Below are 16,632 nucleotides of genomic sequence, written 5' to 3'. Positions count from 1 at the left end.
AGGCAGTCATCCTGCGGTCACCTCCGGCAACCGAAGCTAGGTATCGCACTTCCTGCCGAACAACAAGAGTCACCGCACTTCACACATAAGGGTGGCGATGTTCGGAATCGACTGAGAGGCAGGGGGTGAGTGTGCTGCGGATGATCTGTCTGACTAAGGTGAGCCTTTCCTTAACGTTTCCTGTGTGCCCCCCGATCTGGAGCAGAACATGTCCCCTCGACGCCGCGGCGCAGCCGCAGTCGGCCTGGCCGTAGCCGCCGCTCTCACCCTCTCGTCCTGCGGTGACGACGGGGCCGGCGGTGCGGGCGGGGCCGACGCCGCGGGCGGCGACAAGAAGGCCGCCGTCGCCACCGGCGGCAAGGACTTCGGGGACGCGGCGAAGAAGACGGCGGAGTACGGCACGGACGCGAAGGCCGGCGAGTTCCCCCGTACGCTCACCCACGCCATGGGCACCACCCAGCTCAAGGCGGCGCCCAAGCGCGTCGTCGTCCTCGACGTCGGTGAGTTCGACAACGTGGTCTCGCTCGGTGTGAAGCCGGTCGGCTACGCCCCCTCCGAGGGCGACGCGGCCATCCCCTCGTACCTGGAGAAGGACGCGGGCGCCCCGAAGAACGTCGGCACGATCAACAACCTCAACCTGGAGGCGATCGCCGGGCTGAAGCCGGATCTGATCCTCGGCAGCCAGCTGCGCGCGGCCGACAAGTACGACGAGCTGTCCAAGATCGCGCCGACCGTGTTCTCCATCCGCCCGGGATTCACCTGGAAGGAGAACTACCTCCTCAACGCCGCCGCGCTCGACAAGTCCGCCGAGGCGAAGGCCGAGCTGGACGCCTACGAGGCGAAGGCCGTGAAGCTGGGCGAGGACATCGGCCCGGACAAGCCGACCATCTCCATGGTCCGCTACCTGCCGGACCGCATCCGCCTGTACGCCAAGGCCTCCTTCATCGGCACGATCCTTGAGGACGTGGGCCTGCCCCGGCCGAAGAACCAGCAGATCGACGACCTCGCCGCGGAGATCAGCCCCGAAAACATCGACCAGGCCGACGCCGACTGGATCTTCACCGGCGTCTACGGGGACCCGAAGGCCACCAAGCGCGACACCGCCCGGTCCAACCCGCTGTGGAAGAACCTGGAGGCGGTCAAGGCCGGCCGCGCCAAGGACGTCTCCGACGAGACCTGGTACCTGGGCCTCGGCGTCACCTCCGCCGACCTGGTCCTGGACGACCTCCGCGCCGACCTGGTGAAGTAGCCGGTCCATGACGTTCCGTGCCCGGCCCGGGGGCCCCGTGAAGGGGTGCCCCGGGCCGGGCAGGGCGCCCGCCGCCGGGCCACGGGCCGCGGACCGGGTCACTCGCCCCGGCCAGGGACGACGGGGTACCAGGGGCAGGTAGCCTTTCCCCGTGCCCCGTCTGTCTGAAGTCATCGCCGAACTCGACGTCCTCTGGCCCCCCGAGCGGGCCGAAGGATGGGACGCGGTCGGCACCGTCTGCGGCGACCCGGACGCCGAGGTCGACCGGGTCCTCTTCGCCGTCGATCCCGTGGGGGCGGTCGCCGACGAGGCCCGTACCCTCGGCGCCCAGCTGATCGTCACCCATCACCCGCTCTACCTGCGCGGGACGACGACGGTCGCCGCGTCCACCTTCAAGGGCCGGGTGGTGCACGGGCTGATCAAGCACGACATCGCCCTGCACGTCGCGCACACCAACGCCGACACCGCCGACCCCGGCGTCTCCGACGCCCTCGCCGGCGCACTCGACCTGCGCGTGACCGGCCCCCTCGTACCGGACCCGACCGACCCCGGCGGCCGCCGCGGCCTCGGCCGGATCTGCGAACTGGACCGGCCCGAGACCCTCCGCGACTTCGCCGCCCGCGCCGCCGCCCGGCTCCCCGCCACCGCGCAGGGCATCCGGACGGCCGGCGACCCGGACGCCGTCGTGCGACGGGTCGCGGTGAGCGGTGGTTCCGGCGACAGCCTCTTCGACGCCGTACGCGCCGCCGGGGTGGACGCCTTCCTCACCGCCGACCTGCGCCACCACCCGGCCTCCGAGGCCGTCCAGCACTCGCCGCTCGGCCTGGTCGACGCCGCGCACTGGGCCACCGAGTGGCCCTGGTGCGAGCAGGCCGCCGCGCAGCTCGACGCACTGTCCGACCGCCACGGATGGGACCTGCGGGTCCACGTCTCGAAGCAGGTCACCGACCCCTGGACCACCCACCACTCTTCTGGAGCCCCCAACTGAACGCCGCGCCCGCCGACCAGATCCGACTCCTCGAAGTCCAGGCCCTCGACGTACGTCTCTCGCAGCTCTCGCACAAGCGCAACTCCCTGCCCGAGCACGCCGAGATCGACTCGCTCACCAGCGACCTCGCGCAACTGCGCGACCTGCTGGTCGCCTCGCAGACCGAGGAGAGCGACACCAGCCGCGAGCAGACCAAGGCCGAGCAGGACGTCGACCAGGTCCGCCAGCGCGCCGTGCGCGACCAGCAGCGGCTCGACTCCGGCGCGGTCTCCTCGCCGAAGGACCTGGAGAACCTCCAGCGCGAGATCACCTCGCTCGCCAAGCGCCAGGGTGACCTGGAGGACGTCGTCCTCGAAATCATGGAGCGCCGCGAGTCCGCCCAGGAGCGCGTCACCGAGCTGACCGAACGCGTCGGCGCCGTGCAGGCGAAGGTGGACGACGCCACCGCCCGCCGGGACGCCGCCACCCAGGAACTCGACGCCGAGGCCGCCACCGTCACCAAGGACCGCGAGGTCGTCGCCGGAGCCGTCCCCGCCGACTTGCTGAAGCTCTACGACAAGCTGCGCGCCCAGCAGGGCGGGGTGGGCGCCGCCCGGCTGTACCAGCGCCGCTGCGAGGGCTGCCGCCTCGAACTGAACATCACCGAGGTCAACGACGTGAAGGCGGCGTCCCCCGACACCGTGCTGCGGTGCGAGAACTGCCGCCGCATCCTGGTCCGTACCTCGGAGTCGGGCCTGTAATGCCCGCTCCCCGCCAGCTGGTCGTCGAGGCCGACGGGGGATCCCGGGGCAACCCGGGCCCCGCCGGTTACGGCGCGGTCGTCATCGACCCCGACACCGCGCAGGTACTCGCCGAGGCCGCCGAGTTCATCGGCGTCGCGTCCAACAACGTCGCCGAGTACCGGGGGTTGATCGCCGGTCTCACGGCGGTGCGGGACCTGTTCCCGGACACGGACGTGCGGGTCCTGGTCCGGATGGACTCCAAGCTGGTGGTCGAGCAGATGTCGGGCCGCTGGAAGATCAAGCACCCCGACATGAAGCCGCTCGCCGCACGGGCCGCGGGGATCCTGCCCGCGTCCTCCGTGACGTACGAATGGATCCCGCGCGCCGAGAACAAGCACGCCGACCGGCTCGCCAACGAGGCCATGGACGCGGGGCGCCGGGGCGGGCAGTGGGAGCCCTCGTCCTCGACGGCCGACCTGGACACGCCGCGTGCCGCCCCGGAACCGGAGCCGTCCGGTCCGCCCGGTGACGCGGCGGCGGGCGCCGCCAAGGTCCGGGCCGCGATGGCCGCCGCCCGCCCGTCGCCGACGCCCGCGCGAGCACCGGAATCCCCGCAGGTCCCGCAGGCCGCGCAGGCTCCGCAGGTGGGCTGGGGGAGTGCGCCTGATCTCGGTTCGCCCGCCACGTTCGTGCTGCTCCGGCACGGCGAGACGGTCCTCACCCCGGAGAAGCGGTTCTCCGGCAGCGGCGGCAGCGACCCCGAACTGTCGGCCATCGGCCGCGACCAGGCCGCCCGCGCGGCGGAGACCTTCGCCGAGCGTGGCACGGTCCAGGAGATCGTCAGCTCCCCACTGCGCCGCTGCCGTGAGACGGCCGCCGCCGTCGCCGACCGGCTCGGCCTGGAGGTCCGGATCGAGGAAGGGCTGCGCGAGACGGACTTCGGCGCGTGGGAGGGGCTGACGTTCGCGGAGGTGCGGGAGCGGTTCGGTTCGGACCTGAGCGCCTGGCTGGCCTCCCCGGAGGTGGCGCCCACGGGCGGCGGCGAGAGCTTCACGGAGGTGGCCGAGCGGGTGGCGGCCACCCGCGACCGCCTGGTCGCCGCCTACGCGGGTCGCACCGCGCTGCTGGTCACCCATGTCACGCCGATCAAGACGCTGGTCAGGCTGGCGCTGGGGGCCCCGCCGGAATCCCTGTTCCGCATGGAGCTGTCGCCGGCCTCCCTCTCGGTGGTGGCGTACTACGCGGACGGCAACCCCTCGCTGCGACTGCTGAACGACACGTCCCACCTGGGCTGACCGGGCTCTGTCCCCGCGGCTCGGCCGGCGCGGGGTGACCGGCGCGGGGCAACCGGCCGGCGGCTCGCCCGGCCGGGGCCGGACCTTGCCGCCCGGCCGGGCCCTGGACGCCTCAGCCGCGCGGCAGTGCCGCCGCCTCGGCCGCCAGCCGCTCCACCCGCGCCCAGTCCCGCGCGGCCACCGCGTCGCCAGGGACCATCCAACTGCCGCCCACACAGCCGACGTTCGGCAGCGCCAGATAGGACGGCGCGGAGGCGAGCGAGATGCCGCCGGTGGGGCAGAACCGGGCCTGCGGCAGGGGTGAGGCCAGGGCCTTCAGATAGGCGGTGCCACCGGCGGCCTCGGCCGGGAAGAACTTCATCTCCGTGACGCCCCTCTCCAGCAGCGCCACCACCTCCGAGGTGGTCGAGACCCCCGGCAGGAACGGCAGCCCGGACGCCTTCAGCGCGTCCAGGAGCGTGTCCGTCCAGCCGGGGCTGACCAGGAAGCGCGCCCCGGCGGCGACGGTGTCGGTCACGTGCGCCACCGAGATCACCGTCCCCGCGCCCACCACGGCCTCGGGGACCTCGGCGGCGATCGCCCGGATCGCGTCGAGCGCGGCGGCCGTCCGCAGGGTCACCTCGATCGCCGGGAGCCCGCCCGCGACCAGCGCCCTGGCCAGCGGAACCGCGTCGGCCGCGTCCTCCAGGACGACGACGGGGACGACGGGGGCGAGGTCCAGGACGGACGCGGACGTGGCGGAGGACCCGGGGGAGGGCGCGGGGGAGGTCATGTCCTCATCCTGCCGTCGGACCACATCCCGCGCAACGAACGTTGCGCATGCTGCAACGTCTGGGTGCCGGTCTCAGTTGGGTGCCGGTCTCAGTGGATCTCGGTGACCACCACATCGAGCGTCCACGCCCGCCCCGCCCGTGCCGGAGCCTGCGCCTCGACGGTGTACCCGAGGTCCCGCAGCGCCTCCACCAGCTCCGCGGGGCCCTTCGGCCGCACCCCGGCGGTCAGCAGATCGCGGACCATCCGGCCCTTGGTGGCCTTGTTGAAGTGGCTGACCACCGACCGCTTCTCCACGCCGTCCACCGTCCGCGAGTGCAGCACCCGCACGCTCGCGGTGCGCTCGGCCACCTCGCCCACCGGCTTCCACGCCCCGGCGTACGCCGCCGAGCGCAGGTCCAGCACCAGCCCGTCCCCCGCCGCCTCCGGCATGACCGAGGCCATGGGGGCGCGCCAGTAGGCGCCGAGCGCCCCCAGCCCCGGCAGCTTCACCCCCATCGAGCAGCGGTACGAGGGGATACGGTCACCCACACGCACCGCGCCCCACAGCCCGGAGAAGACCAGCAGGGACGTACCGGCCCGCCGCTTGGCCGCCGCGTCCAGCGAGGCCAGTCCGAGGGCGTCGTACAGCACCCCGGTGTAGATCTCCCCGGCGGGCCGGGTGGCGGCCGTGCGCAGCTCCGCGTTCTTCGCGACCTCGCCGCGCAGCCCCTCGCTCAGGCCGAGCACCTCGCGGGCCTTCTCCTCGTCGGCCGCACACAGCTCGACCAGCTCGTCGAGGACCGCGGCCCGTGCGCCGGAAAGACCCGGCAGGGACAGGGACTCGGGTTTCAGGGGTGCTCCGCGCCCCGGTGCGGCCTTGCCTTCGGAGGGCGGCAACAGCACGAGCACAGACGTTCTCCTTCAGGCGGTGGCACGGGACTCCGCACCTGGGAGCCCTCCGGCAAGGTTACGGGTCACCGGGCGAGGGCCTCGGTGAGGGCGGAGACGGCGGCGCGCGGGTCGTCGGCGTGGAACCGCACGGTGTGGGCCCGCCCCGGCTTCCCCAGCGGCCGTACGAACCCGACCGGACCGGTGAGTTCCACGGTGACCGTGGTCTGGCTCCCCACCGACAGATCCAGCACCCCGTCTCCACCCAGCCGTACCGGTGAGCCGTCCGGGAAACGCCGGTCCACCCGCACCCGGGCCACCGAGGCGGCGGGGATCCGCAGGTCGAACAGCCCGCCGTACCGCAGCCGCAGCGAACCGTCGGCGCCCACCACGTGCGGGCGGACCACACAGGCCGCGTGCAGCGAGAGGACCAGCACCACCCCGTACACGTCCACCACGAGCAGGATCCGGTGGACGACCGGCCAGGGCACCAGCAGGGCGAACATCACCGTCTCGACGACGGCGACGAAGAGCAGGCCGTACATCATCGCCGTCTGCGGGCCCGTGTACGCGAAGGCGACCGCTCCCCGGGGCACCCCGTGGCGTCGGCGCAGCACCCACAGGCCGAGGCTGTGCAGCGCCCGCACCTCGTGCGCGACCAGCCGGCGCGCCCCCTCGGGCACCACCTCCCGCACCACCGACCGCAGCGCCGCCCGCCGCCCGGTCCGGCGCCGCTCCGCGCGGTAGCGGGGCCACAGCACGCAGGCCTCCAGGACCAGCACGGCGAGCACGGCGGCCTCCGCGCCGAACAGCACGGCCGCCGGGACCGGCACACCCGCCACCACGCAGACGACCAGGGCCAGTTCGGCGGGCAGGACGGCCCAGGCCACGCCGCGCGCGAGCCGTACGCCTCGCCCATTTCGTCCATCCCGTCCACCCCGGGTGCTCATCGGCGCTCCCGCATCCTGGCGGTCATCGCCGCCATCACCCGGCGCACCACCTCGGCCTGGGCCGGGGGGTAGTCCGCGAGCAGGGCCGCGCCGATGCCCGGGTGCGGGTCCCCGCCGTACGGGATCGCGTCGAACACCCCGGCGGGTACGGCGGCGACCAGTTCGGCGGCCAGCGGGCCGATCCGGGGATCGTCCGCCGGTGCCCCGGCCAGCTCGTCCAGCCGCTCGTACAGGGCCACCACGGCGGGATCCTCGGCCAGTGGCCGCAGCGCGGCGTACACCTCGGCGCTGCCGCCCGCACCGTCCAGCAGCACCAGGTGCTCGCGGTCCTTCACGGCGGTGGGGGAGTCGGTCGCGGCGGCCGTGCCCAGCAGCTCGGCCAGCTCCGGCGAGACGGGCCCCAGGTCGGACAGGGGCCCGTCCAGCAGCCGGGCCAGCTGCCGCCGCCGCTCCGCGAGCTCCCGCTCCTGGCGGGCGAGATCGGCGTCCAGCTCACCCAGCACCTCGGCGAGATCCCGTCCGGCGTCGTCGGCCAGGACGTCGCGTACCTCGTCGAGCCCGAGCCCCAGCTCGGTCAGCCGCCGGATCCGGGCCAGCAGGACGGCGTCGCGCACGGTGTAGGCGCGGTAACCGTTGGCACGGCGCGAGGGCTCCGGCAACAGGCCGATGTGATGGTAATGGCGGACCGCACGGGACGTGATTCCCACGAGTGCGGCGACCTCTCCGATGCGCATGGCACCCAGTAGAAACCTTGATGCCACGACAAGGTCAAGCCCGGCCCGGCCGCGGGGGCCGGACGAAGAGCACCGCCCCGCCGGGTAACATGGCGGGCACGGCAGACGAGCCGGGCGGACGGCCGCGTGAGGATCCCCGGATCCTCCCGAGGAACGTCCGGGCTCCACAGGGCAGGGTGGTGGCTAACGGCCACCCGGGGTGACCCGCGGGACAGTGCCACAGAAAACAGACCGCCCGGGACTCCGGTCCCGGGTAAGGGTGAAACGGTGGTGTAAGAGACCACCAGCGCCTGAGGTGACTCAGGCGGCTAGGTAAACCCCACCCGGAGCAAGGTCAAGAGGGAGCACTCCGGTGCTCCTGCGCGAACGTTCGAGGGCGGCCCGCCCGAGTTCGCGGGTAGACCGCACGAGGCCGGCAGCAATGCCGGTCCTAGATGGATGGCCGTCTCCCCGGCCGCCGCGAGGCGACCGGGTGACAGAACCCGGCGTACAGCCCGACTCGTCTGCCGCTACTTGCGGTTGTGCCTGGGAAAGGGCCTCCGGCCCGCGTCGGAGGCAGCGCCTCCTCGTACAACAGCGACGGCGGCCTCGAAGCGGACGCGGCCCCTGGAGGGTGCCCCCATGCGCGGGTAAGGACGGCGGCCGGGGCCCGAAGCCGCTCTCAGGAGGTCAGGGCCGCGTCCAGGTACTCCTGCACGGGTTGGAACAGTCCGTACGGCACGTACTCCGGGATCTCACCGTGGGCGACCCAGGCAAGTTCGGCCAGCTCCTCGGTGTCTGCGACATGAGCCGTGCCGCCCAGGATCTGACAGGCGGTGTAGGACATGAGGCGGCCCGTCTTCGGGTGCACGCGCTCACCGAGCAGCTTCACCGCCGCCACGGTCAGCCCGGTCTCCTCCTGGGTCTCTCGCACGGCGGCGTCCTCACGCTCCTCGCCCGGCTCGACCTCACCGGCAGGAAACTGCCAGGAGAGCTCTCCCTCGCTCACCCGGCGGCGGACCATGAGCACACGGCCCTCGTGGACGACGACGGCGGCGGCGACACCCGGCCGCTCGTCCGTGTTCTGCTGCGTCACATCTGCTCCTCCAGGACGGCCAGGATGGGCGGGAAGATCGTATCGACAGAGATGAAGCGGGGTACCGCGTTTCCGGGGATCCCCATCACAGGCGTGCGGCGAGTGCGCGGAGCGGTGTGCGAGCGGGTTGTCGCCGCCCGGCACGGGCGTTCACAGGTGAAAGGGCACGGTCGTGACGACGACCTTGGGGAGGGGGCGCAGTGCTCGCCGCAGGCGGGCGGCGGTGCGGCTGTGGAGGAACTGGTGGCGTCGATGGCGGGTGACCACCTCCGGGAGGATCACCGTCAGCGTCAGTTCCGGGTGCTGGCGGTGCAGGGCTTCGACGTAGTGGACGAGGGGGACGACGGTGGCGCGGTAGGGAGAGACGACGATCTCCAGGGGCAGGTGATCGCCCCACCGGGTCCAGTACCCCCTGAAGCGCTGGGCTTCCTCTTCGGTGACGCTGATGTGGACCGCGAGGACGGGCTGGAGGGACGAGGCCGCGTAGGCCAGGGCCCGCATGCTCGCGAGGTCGAGTGTGGCGACCGCCACGACCGAGAGGAGATTGATCTCCTGGGGAAGTTCTTCCGTCTCACCTCCGACGGCTACCGTTCGGCGATTTCCTCCCGCGAGGATCCGTCGCTGTTGCGCGAGTGACGCCTCCTCAGCCGTGTGCGTCGGCAGGTCGGCGGTGTGCGGCCGCAGGTGGAGGGCTGACGAAGCCGTCTCGTAGTGGCGCCTGATGCGTAGGGTGATCAGCAGGAACAGTCCGACCGCGATGATGGCGACCCACGCGCCCGAGAAGAACTTGCTCACGCCCGCCGTGATGAAGACGACCGCGGAAAGGAGCGCTCCGGCGGCGTTGAAGACCAGGCTCTTGCGCCAGTGCCGGTCGCGTAGCCGCCACCAGTGGACCACCATTCCGGACTGGGAGAGCGTGAACGCGAGGAAGACCCCGACCGCGTACAGCGGGATCAGCGCGGCCGTCTGCCCCCCGAAGGCGACGAACACCAGGGTGGCGGCCAGCGAGAGCAGCAGAATGCCGTTGCTGTACGCCAGGCGGTCACCGAGACGCATGAAGATGCGTGGTGCGTACGCGTCCCTGGCCAACAGGGAGAGCACTCGCGGGAAATCGTTGTACGCCGTATTGGCCGCGAGGAGCAGCACCCCGGCACTGGCCGCCTGGATGAAGACGTACAGCCATCCCGAACCGAAGGTGAGATGCGCGAGTTGCGAGAGAACCGTCTCGTGTGCGCTCGTTACCACACCGGTCAGATGGATCAGCAGAATGATTCCCGCGAACATCGCCATGAGGAGCCCGACCATCCACGTCAACGTGGTGCGGGCGTTGCGCCATTCGACGGGCCGGAACGCCGGGACGGCGTTGGAGATGGCTTCGATGCCCGTCATCGCCGTGGCGCCTGAGGAGAACGCCCGCATGATCAGCAGCAGGCCGAGGGACTCCGTGGCGGAGGAGGGCGAGGCCGGACGCGGTTCGAAACCCCGGCCGGCCGCGTCGGCGAGACCGAAGGCGATGAGAAGCAGCATCGCGGCGATGAACGCGTAGGTGGGGGCGGCGAACAGGGCCCCGGCCTGCCGGATGCCCCGCAGATTGCCGACGAGGAGTACGACGATCACACCGACGCCGATGAGGACGGTGTCCGGCGCCAGGGAAGGCAGCGCCGAGGTGATGGCGGCGACACCGGAGGCAATGGACACGGCCACCGTGAGGACGTAGTCGGTCATCAGCCCCGCGGCCGCCAACAGGCCGGGAACCTGGCCGAGGTTGTCACTCGCCACGATGTAGGAACCACCGCCGTGCGGGTAGGCCCGGATCGTCTGACGGTAGGACAGCCCCACGGCGAGCATCAGGAACAGGATCGCCCCGCCGACGGGAAACGCGTACGCCAGGCCTGCCGAGCCCGCCAGGACCAGTACCGCCACCATCGCCTCGGGACCGTACGCGACCGAGGAGAGCGCGTCGGCGGAGAGCACGGGCAGTGCCGTGAGCTTGCGCATCCGTTCCGTCACGAGGGCGGAACTCCTCAGCGCCTCCCCGAGCGCCGCCCGGCGGGCCCAGACCCTGGCACGGCCGGCCCGTCCCCGCGGAGGCTCCGCCACGTCGAGCCGTTCCCCCGGGCTTCCCCCCAGCGGAGGGATGGGGAGGACACGGCCGGCACGCGCCGCCCGGATCTCCGTCGGCGGGGGGAACGTGCCCAGATTCGGATCGACCGGCAGGGCGTCCCGCCACACTTCGGGGGGCGCCGACACCTGCCCCCACGCCCGCCCGATCTTGTCCAGGGAGCCCAGTTGCTCCTGGCCCAGCCCCGGCAACAGAGCGTCCGGGCCGGGTGGGCCCCCTGGTCCCGCATGACTATCGCCGCGACTGTCGACCATGCTGATCAATGTCGCGGACGCAAGAACGCGGGGGCGGGATCGACACAGCCGTGGTGTATCCGTGCCCGCCCCGACGGAGCACCCGCCCCGACGGAGCACCCCCCCACGACGGAGCACCCCCCACGACGGAGCACCTCCCCGACGGGACAGCCCTTCGCAAGCGGGTGAAGCCACTCCACCGGAGCGCGCTGCGCACCTCGGACGGGGCGCTCGCCCGGTATACCTCGGGGCGGAACGGACGTCGTACGAATCCGAAGGAGGTGCGGCCCTATGAGGGGAGAGGCCGGGGCGAAGCTCCGCCGGGTACGCCGGACGGTACTCGCCTCGTCGGCGGCCCTGTGCGCCCTGGCGGGAGCGTCGTGCAGCTCAGGGGCCCCCTCTGCCACCAAGGCCGCCCCAGCCTGTGAGCGCACTCTCGTGGGAGTGGCCCATCCTGACGACGACCTCTACTTCATCGATCCGGAGATCCACGAAACCGTCCGCGCCGGCTGCCCGGTCACCACCGTCTATCTCACCGCGGGCGACGACGGCAAGAGGCCCTTGCGGGCGGCCCTGGACTACGTCGCGAGGAGAGAGGCGGGCGTACGCGCGGCCTACGCCGTGATCGCCGGGGTACCCGACCGCTGGACCGAGAGGACCGTACAGGTCGACGGCCGCGGCATCCGGTCACTCACGCTCGACGCCTCCCCGGCCCCGGTACACCTGGTCTTCTTCGGGCTCCACGACGGTCTTCCCGAAGGACAGGGCGCGGACAGCATGCTCAAACTGTTCACCGGCACCCGCCGGAGCATCCCGTTCTTCGAGAGCGAGGAGACCGTCACCGGAGGACAGCTGGTGAGCGCCCTGTCCACCCTGGCCCGGCAGGAAAAGGCGCAGAGGATCCTCACCCTCGACCACGACAACGCCTCGTTCGCCTTCGGCCTCAGCGGAAGGGTCGACCACAGCGACCACGGCATCGGGGCCCGCTACTTCAGGCAGGCGGGATACGTCGTCGGGATCCCCGTGTCCTCCTACCTCGGGTACACGATGTCGTCGCTGGGTCCCAACCTTCCCCAGAACCGCGTGCCTCCGAAGGAGGCGAGCATCAGGCGTTATCTGGCGCACGCCGAGTGCCGCTCCCGCGAGTGCGACGCGACGGGCCGCTACGAGGGGCCGCTGCCGTCCGACGCGTCGAAGTGGGTCCACCGCCAGTACCAGCAGGTCCACCGCGATCCCCGGCCGGGCGAGATCCTGGCGGACATCGGACGGACCACCGCCTACTCGGGCAGAAACCCCGAGCAGTGCCTCGAAGCGGTGCGGGCGGAAGCGGAGGACGGTGCCGTCAGGCTCAACGGCTGTGACGGTGCCGCTCAACAGAAGTGGGACATCCGGGACGACGGCACCATCAGGTCGCAGCACTTCCACGGCCACTGCCTCACCCTGGTGAAGGCCGGTGTGGGACTCGCCCGGTGCTCCCCGGCGGACGCGGAACAGCGGTGGGCCCGTAAGCCGTGGCAGAGCACCACCTGGAAACGTACGGCGTGGCGCATCGCGGGCGCGAAGGACAGATGCCTCTACCAGGACGACCGGCACCTTCCCCCGCGATGGGACTCGCGAGAGGATCGCACTCCCCGGCTCGCCCTGATCAGGTGCGACGCGCAGACCCAGCCCGGAGTCTTCTGGAACCTGCACGGGAGCGGACCCTCGGCGTCGCCCGGCGGGTGAGCCGTCCGAGCGGCACCCGCCGCGTCCGGTACCCGTCGGTACGGTACGGGCTCCCTCACCGGCGGGATACGCCACCGAGGCCGCCGCCGGGGCAGCACAAGGCGGCCCCATGGCCCCGTGACCAGGGCGGTCACGGGGCGCAGGCCGCCCAAGATGCCGAATGGAGTACACGCCGTTTCACTGGTGAGTGGTGGCCGGATCCATCCGACCCGGTTGACCGGGCGGCACGAGTGCCAACCCCGGCCGAGCCACCCACGAAGCGACGAAGCCGTCGTCTTCCCGCCGGCCTCCAGGGCCCGCACCCCGACCCGCCCCCTTCAGGATGAGGGAAACGGCATGAAGATCACTCACCACCGGACCATCGCCGTGGCCGCTGCCGCGGCCCTCGCGCTCCCGCTGTCACTGGGGGCGCTGGTGCCGCAGGCGCTGGCCGACACGTCGAGCCCCAGCCCGTCCACCGACAAGAGCTCCTCGCCCTCGGCGTCGCCGGGCGCGACCAAGCCGTTCGGCCCGGACTGCTCCGCGTTCAGCAAGAGCACGCGCGACGCGGTGGCCAAGGAGCCGCTGGCGACGGCCGCGGCCCGTGACCCGAACCTCTCCACCCTGGTGAGCGCGGTGAAGGCCGCGGGTCTGACCGACACGCTGAACAAGGCGAAGGACACCACCCTGTTCGCGCCCACCAACGCGGCGTTCGACAAGATGGGCAAGGCGAAGGTGGACGCCCTGCTCAAGAACAAGGCCGAGCTGAAGAAGCTCCTGACCTACCACGTGGTCGGCGAGAAGATCAGCCCGGACCAGCTGCCGCACGGCGACTTCACCACGATGGAGGGCGGCAAGCTCACCACGACGGGCTCCGGCACCTCCTTCAAGGTCAACAAGACAGCCGCCATCACCTGTGGTGACATCACCACGGCCAACGGCAAGGTGTACGTGATCGACGGCGTGCTGACTCCGCCCAGCTCCTAGCGGGCCACGCGGGGTGAGGGCTGGGCGCACGAGGGCGCCCAGCCCTCACCGGTCCCGGCGTCGGCAGCCGGTCGGCGTACGACCGCCGCCGCCACGTGCGGAACGGCGGGCGCGGAGGGACGCGGCCCGTCGGCGCGCCCGCCGCGGTCAACCGTTCCGCGCCCCGGCTTCCCCCACCGGCGGCTCGCCGAACCGCGCGAGCGCCAGGGCCCCTCCCACCGCCACCGCGTACCCCACCAGCGCCAGCCACTCCAGACCCGGGCGAGACCGGTCGCCCAGCCAGGCCACACCCACCAGGGCGGGGCCGATCGTCTCGCCGAGCACCATGCCGGCGGTCGCCACGGTGACCGAACCGCGCTGGAACGCCGAGGTGAGGAACAGGAATCCGGTCGCTCCCCCGGCGAGCAGGGCGTACAGCGTCGGCCCGATGAGGATCTCAGGAGCGCCCAGGGAGCCGAACAGCCGGATGGCGACCTGCACCGCACCGAATCCCAGACCGGCGCCGAGCCCCAGCGCCAGGGCGCGCGGGCCGGCGGAGAGGCGGCCCAGCAGCGTCCCGGAGGCGAGGATCACGACGACGGTGGCCAGCAGCGACCAGCCCAGAGCGGCGGGAGCGGCCTTGACGCCGGCCGGGCCGGAAGTGAGGCCGACCATCGCCAGCCCCGCGCAGACCGCTGTGACCGCGCCCCACTGGGACCGGCCCAGCCGGACGTCGAGCCATCGCGCGGCGACCACGGCGGTGACGGCGAGGCTCGCGGCGAGCGCCGTACCCACCACGTAGAGCGGCAGGGAGCGCACCGCGACGATCTGGAGCAGGAAGCCGATCGCGTCGAGCGCGAGGCCGGCGGGGTAGCGCCAGTGCCGCACGGCGCGGGACAGGAGTGCGGGGTCGAGGCCGGATCCGGTGCCGGGTCCGGCGGAACGCGTGGCCATGGCCTGCAGGACGGAGGCCGTTCCGTAGCAGACGGCCGAGACCAGGGCGCACACCATCCCGAGAAGCACGGGGTCACCTTAAGGGATGACGGGACAGCCCAAGGAGCGGGACAACTCACCGGCAACGCCGCAGAACGCGCATGTGGCTCTTTCAGGTCCTATCGTCACCCCATGGGGCGTGTTCAACCGGGCAGGCGGGCAGACGGTGACCGCACGAGCCTGTCGCGGTTCTGCTATCTGTCGGTGCTCTGGTACCTGCGGGCCGTCGCGTTCGTCAACTTCCTCGCCGCGGTGTGGGTCTCGTTCGGCAACGACATCCGGCGGCACAACGACGACGAGTTCTTCACGCCCTATCTGCTGACGGCGGGATTCTTCTCGGGTTCCATCTCCCTCTTCCTCGCCATCACCATGCGGCGCCGCAAACGGGCGGCGTGGATCCTCAACCTGGTGCTGGCCGGCCTCTTTCTGGCCCTGGCGGTCCTGGCACTGGGGCTTCCCGTCTACCGCCAGCACGTCCAGAACTGGGTCTCGGTGTCCGTCACCGCGCTCTTCATCGCCCTACTGCTCGGCGGGCGGCGCGAGTTCCGTGCCAAGGGGGACCGGTCCAATCCGAAACTGGCCGCCGTCGTCGCGGTCGTGGGATTCCTGACGTGTTCACTGCTCGCCGCCGCATTGGTCACCGTGTCCAACACCGACCCCCACCCCGGACGCTCGACCTTCGTGCAACGGTGGCACTACGGGGTACTCCGCATGGTCTCCCTCGCCTACGACGACATCCACTTCGGGGACATCACCACGCCCGGCTGGGCCCGAGTGCTGATCAACATCATGAGCACGCTGCTGGTCCTGCTGGTCCTGTACGCGGCGTTCCGCTCCCGGCGGGCCGTGGAGGAAATGACCGAAGAGGACCGGCGAGGCCTGCGCGCACTGCTGGAGCGCTACGGGAACCGTGACTCCCTCGGCTATTTCGCGCTGCGCCACGACAAGAGCGTGGTCTGGTCCCCGTCGCGCAAGTCCGCCGTCACCTACCGGGTGGTGAGTGGGGTGTCACTGGCATCGGGCGACCCGATCGGCGATCCGGAGGCCTGGCCGGGGGCGATCGACCGCTGGCTCGCCCAGGCCCGGCTGCACGGGTGGGCCCCGGCGGTGATCGGAGCGAGCGAGGAGGGCGGCACGATCTACGCCCGGCACGGTCTGAACGCACTGGAACTGGGCGACGAGGCCATCGTCGACCTCGACGAGTTCACCCTCGAAGGCCGTGCGATGCGCGGTGTGCGCCAGGCCTACAACCGTATCGACAGGGCGGGTTACGACGTCAGCGTCCACCGCCACGAGGACATCCCGCCCGAGGAGATGGCCGAGCTGGTCCGCCTCGCGGACGACTGGCGCGACGGTGACACGGAACGCGGCTTCTCCATGGCGCTGGGGCGTCTCGGCGACCCGCAGGACGGCCGCTGCGTGATGGTGCTCTGTCGCGACGGAGAACGCCTGTGCGGCCTGCTCAGCTTCGTACCCTGGGGCGACGAAGGGCTGTCCCTGGACATCATGCGGCGGGACCGCGACTCCGAGAACGGCCTCTTCGAGTTCATGGTGCTCAAACTGATCGAGCGGGCCGACGAACTGTCGATCCGTCAGATTTCCCTGAACTTCGCGATGTTCCGTTCCGTGTTCGAACGCGGCTCCCGGCTCGGAGCCGGACCCGTGCTCCGCCTGTGGCGCTCGCTTCTCAGCTTCTTCTCCCGCTGGTGGCAGATCGAGTCGCTGTACCGGGCCAACGCCAAGTACCGGCCCATCTGGGAACCGCGCTACCTGCTGTTCGAGAAGAGCGCGGATGTGCTGCGCATCACCGTGGCGAGCGCTCGCGCCGAGGGATTCCTCGGAGCGCCGAGCCTGCCGAAGTGGCTGCACCGGCGTCGTACGGGCCATGGGGGGCCGAGGCGATGACCGGCCTGAACACCCGGATGCCGGTCGCGCCGGAAGCGGACCGGACATCTGGGGT

Annotated in this window: 14 protein-coding genes and 1 other RNA gene; 8 read left to right on the top strand and 7 right to left on the bottom strand. The window is 71.7% G+C overall.

Annotated features, from left to right (window positions below; all coding sequences use genetic code 11):
- The first annotated feature begins 208 nt into the window (after positions 1-208).
- The 4 genes from B9S64_RS08470 (at position 209) to B9S64_RS08455 (ending at position 4,254) form a co-directional block, all read left to right on the top strand.
- Positions 209-1,249 (top strand): ABC transporter substrate-binding protein, encoded by a 1,041-nt coding sequence (locus B9S64_RS08470; RefSeq protein WP_103489298.1) that lies wholly within the window; start codon positions 209-211, stop codon positions 1,247-1,249.
- A gap of 151 nt (positions 1,250-1,400) precedes the next feature.
- Positions 1,401-2,237, top strand: a complete 837-nt coding sequence (locus B9S64_RS08465; protein WP_103489297.1) for a Nif3-like dinuclear metal center hexameric protein — start codon at positions 1,401-1,403, stop codon at positions 2,235-2,237.
- Entirely contained in the window at positions 2,234-2,977 is a 744-nt protein-coding gene (locus B9S64_RS08460; RefSeq protein ID WP_228872213.1) for a zinc ribbon domain-containing protein, read from the top strand. The genes B9S64_RS08465 and B9S64_RS08460 overlap by 4 nt, the downstream gene beginning before the upstream one ends.
- Entirely contained in the window at positions 2,977-4,254 is a 1,278-nt protein-coding gene (locus B9S64_RS08455; RefSeq protein WP_103489295.1) for a bifunctional RNase H/acid phosphatase, read from the top strand. The genes B9S64_RS08460 and B9S64_RS08455 overlap by 1 nt, the downstream gene beginning before the upstream one ends.
- Positions 4,255-4,366: 112 nt before the next feature.
- Here B9S64_RS08455 and eda read toward each other — a convergent pair whose 3' ends face one another.
- The 4 genes from eda to B9S64_RS08435 all read right to left on the bottom strand — a co-directional run bounded on the left by eda (position 4,367) and on the right by B9S64_RS08435 (position 7,579).
- On the bottom strand, positions 4,367-5,026 hold the full coding sequence (gene eda / locus B9S64_RS08450; protein WP_109492013.1) for a bifunctional 4-hydroxy-2-oxoglutarate aldolase/2-dehydro-3-deoxy-phosphogluconate aldolase: 660 nt from the start codon (positions 5,024-5,026) through the stop codon (positions 4,367-4,369).
- Positions 5,027-5,115: 89 nt separating this feature from the next.
- A complete protein-coding gene (gene yaaA / locus B9S64_RS08445; RefSeq protein WP_103490183.1) occupies positions 5,116-5,916 on the bottom strand; it encodes a peroxide stress protein YaaA in 801 nt (266 codons plus the stop codon).
- A 65-nt stretch (positions 5,917-5,981) separates the two neighbouring features.
- Entirely contained in the window at positions 5,982-6,845 is an 864-nt protein-coding gene (locus tag B9S64_RS08440; RefSeq protein ID WP_258037766.1) for a hypothetical protein, read from the bottom strand.
- A complete protein-coding gene (locus tag B9S64_RS08435) occupies positions 6,842-7,579 on the bottom strand; it encodes a MerR family transcriptional regulator (RefSeq protein ID WP_103490181.1) in 738 nt (245 codons plus the stop codon). Before B9S64_RS08435 ends, B9S64_RS08440 begins: the two co-directional genes overlap by 4 nt.
- A 106-nt stretch (positions 7,580-7,685) precedes the next feature.
- Between B9S64_RS08435 and rnpB the strand changes: the two genes are divergently transcribed.
- Positions 7,686-8,085: RNase P RNA component class A (rnpB, locus tag B9S64_RS08430), an RNA gene on the top strand.
- 155 nt (positions 8,086-8,240) lie between these two features.
- Here rnpB and B9S64_RS08425 read toward each other — a convergent pair.
- Both B9S64_RS08425 and B9S64_RS08415 read right to left on the bottom strand, forming a co-directional pair.
- Positions 8,241-8,654, bottom strand: coding sequence for an NUDIX hydrolase (locus B9S64_RS08425; RefSeq protein WP_103490180.1), 414 nt, complete (start codon positions 8,652-8,654; stop codon positions 8,241-8,243).
- Positions 8,655-8,804: 150 nt separating this feature from the next.
- The gene (locus B9S64_RS08415; RefSeq protein WP_181012211.1) at positions 8,805-11,030 is read right to left on the bottom strand and encodes an APC family permease; all 2,226 of its coding nucleotides are present in this window, start codon (positions 11,028-11,030) and stop codon (positions 8,805-8,807) included.
- A gap of 423 nt (positions 11,031-11,453) precedes the next feature.
- On the opposite strand from B9S64_RS08415, the gene B9S64_RS08410 reads away from it, so the two are divergent.
- Both B9S64_RS08410 and B9S64_RS08405 read left to right on the top strand, forming a co-directional pair.
- Positions 11,454-12,734, top strand: coding sequence for a ricin-type beta-trefoil lectin domain protein (locus B9S64_RS08410; protein ID WP_258037765.1), 1,281 nt, complete (start codon positions 11,454-11,456; stop codon positions 12,732-12,734).
- A 336-nt stretch (positions 12,735-13,070) separates the two neighbouring features.
- On the top strand, positions 13,071-13,700 hold the full coding sequence (locus tag B9S64_RS08405; protein ID WP_028439960.1) for a fasciclin domain-containing protein: 630 nt from the start codon (positions 13,071-13,073) through the stop codon (positions 13,698-13,700).
- A gap of 147 nt (positions 13,701-13,847) precedes the next feature.
- Here the strand turns inward: B9S64_RS08405 and B9S64_RS08400 are convergent, their stop codons facing one another.
- The gene (locus tag B9S64_RS08400; RefSeq protein WP_375153029.1) at positions 13,848-14,702 is read right to left on the bottom strand and encodes a hypothetical protein; all 855 of its coding nucleotides are present in this window, start codon (positions 14,700-14,702) and stop codon (positions 13,848-13,850) included.
- Between the two features lie 102 nt (positions 14,703-14,804).
- On the opposite strand from B9S64_RS08400, the gene B9S64_RS08395 reads away from it, so the two are divergent.
- Positions 14,805-16,577: a phosphatidylglycerol lysyltransferase domain-containing protein gene (locus tag B9S64_RS08395; RefSeq protein ID WP_103491682.1), complete on the top strand. Its 1,773-nt coding sequence runs from the start codon at positions 14,805-14,807 to the stop codon at positions 16,575-16,577.
- Positions 16,578-16,632 lie beyond the last annotated feature (55 nt).

The organism is Streptomyces sp. SM18, assembly GCF_002910775.2.
GTDB lineage: Bacteria > Actinomycetota > Actinomycetes > Streptomycetales > Streptomycetaceae > Streptomyces > Streptomyces halstedii.
Note: the sequence above shows the minus strand (reverse complement) of the source record. Positions and strands in the feature narration are given on the sequence as shown.

Bases quoted from the DNA above. Each gene is read 5' to 3' on its own strand.
- B9S64_RS08415 (WP_181012211.1), bottom strand. From the start codon at position 11,030: ATGGTCGACAGTCGCGGCGATAGTCATGCGGGACCAGGGGGCCCACCC.
- B9S64_RS08455 (WP_103489295.1), top strand. From the start codon at position 2,977: ATGCCCGCTCCCCGCCAGCTGGTCGTCGAGGCCGACGGGGGATCCCGG.
- B9S64_RS08395 (WP_103491682.1), top strand. From the start codon at position 14,805: ATGGGGCGTGTTCAACCGGGCAGGCGGGCAGACGGTGACCGCACGAGC.
- B9S64_RS08405 (WP_028439960.1), top strand. From the start codon at position 13,071: ATGAAGATCACTCACCACCGGACCATCGCCGTGGCCGCTGCCGCGGCC.
- eda (WP_109492013.1), bottom strand. From the start codon at position 5,026: ATGACCTCCCCCGCGCCCTCCCCCGGGTCCTCCGCCACGTCCGCGTCC.
- B9S64_RS08470 (WP_103489298.1), top strand. From the start codon at position 209: ATGTCCCCTCGACGCCGCGGCGCAGCCGCAGTCGGCCTGGCCGTAGCC.
- B9S64_RS08435 (WP_103490181.1), bottom strand. From the start codon at position 7,579: ATGCGCATCGGAGAGGTCGCCGCACTCGTGGGAATCACGTCCCGTGCG.
- B9S64_RS08440 (WP_258037766.1), bottom strand. From the start codon at position 6,845: ATGAGCACCCGGGGTGGACGGGATGGACGAAATGGGCGAGGCGTACGG.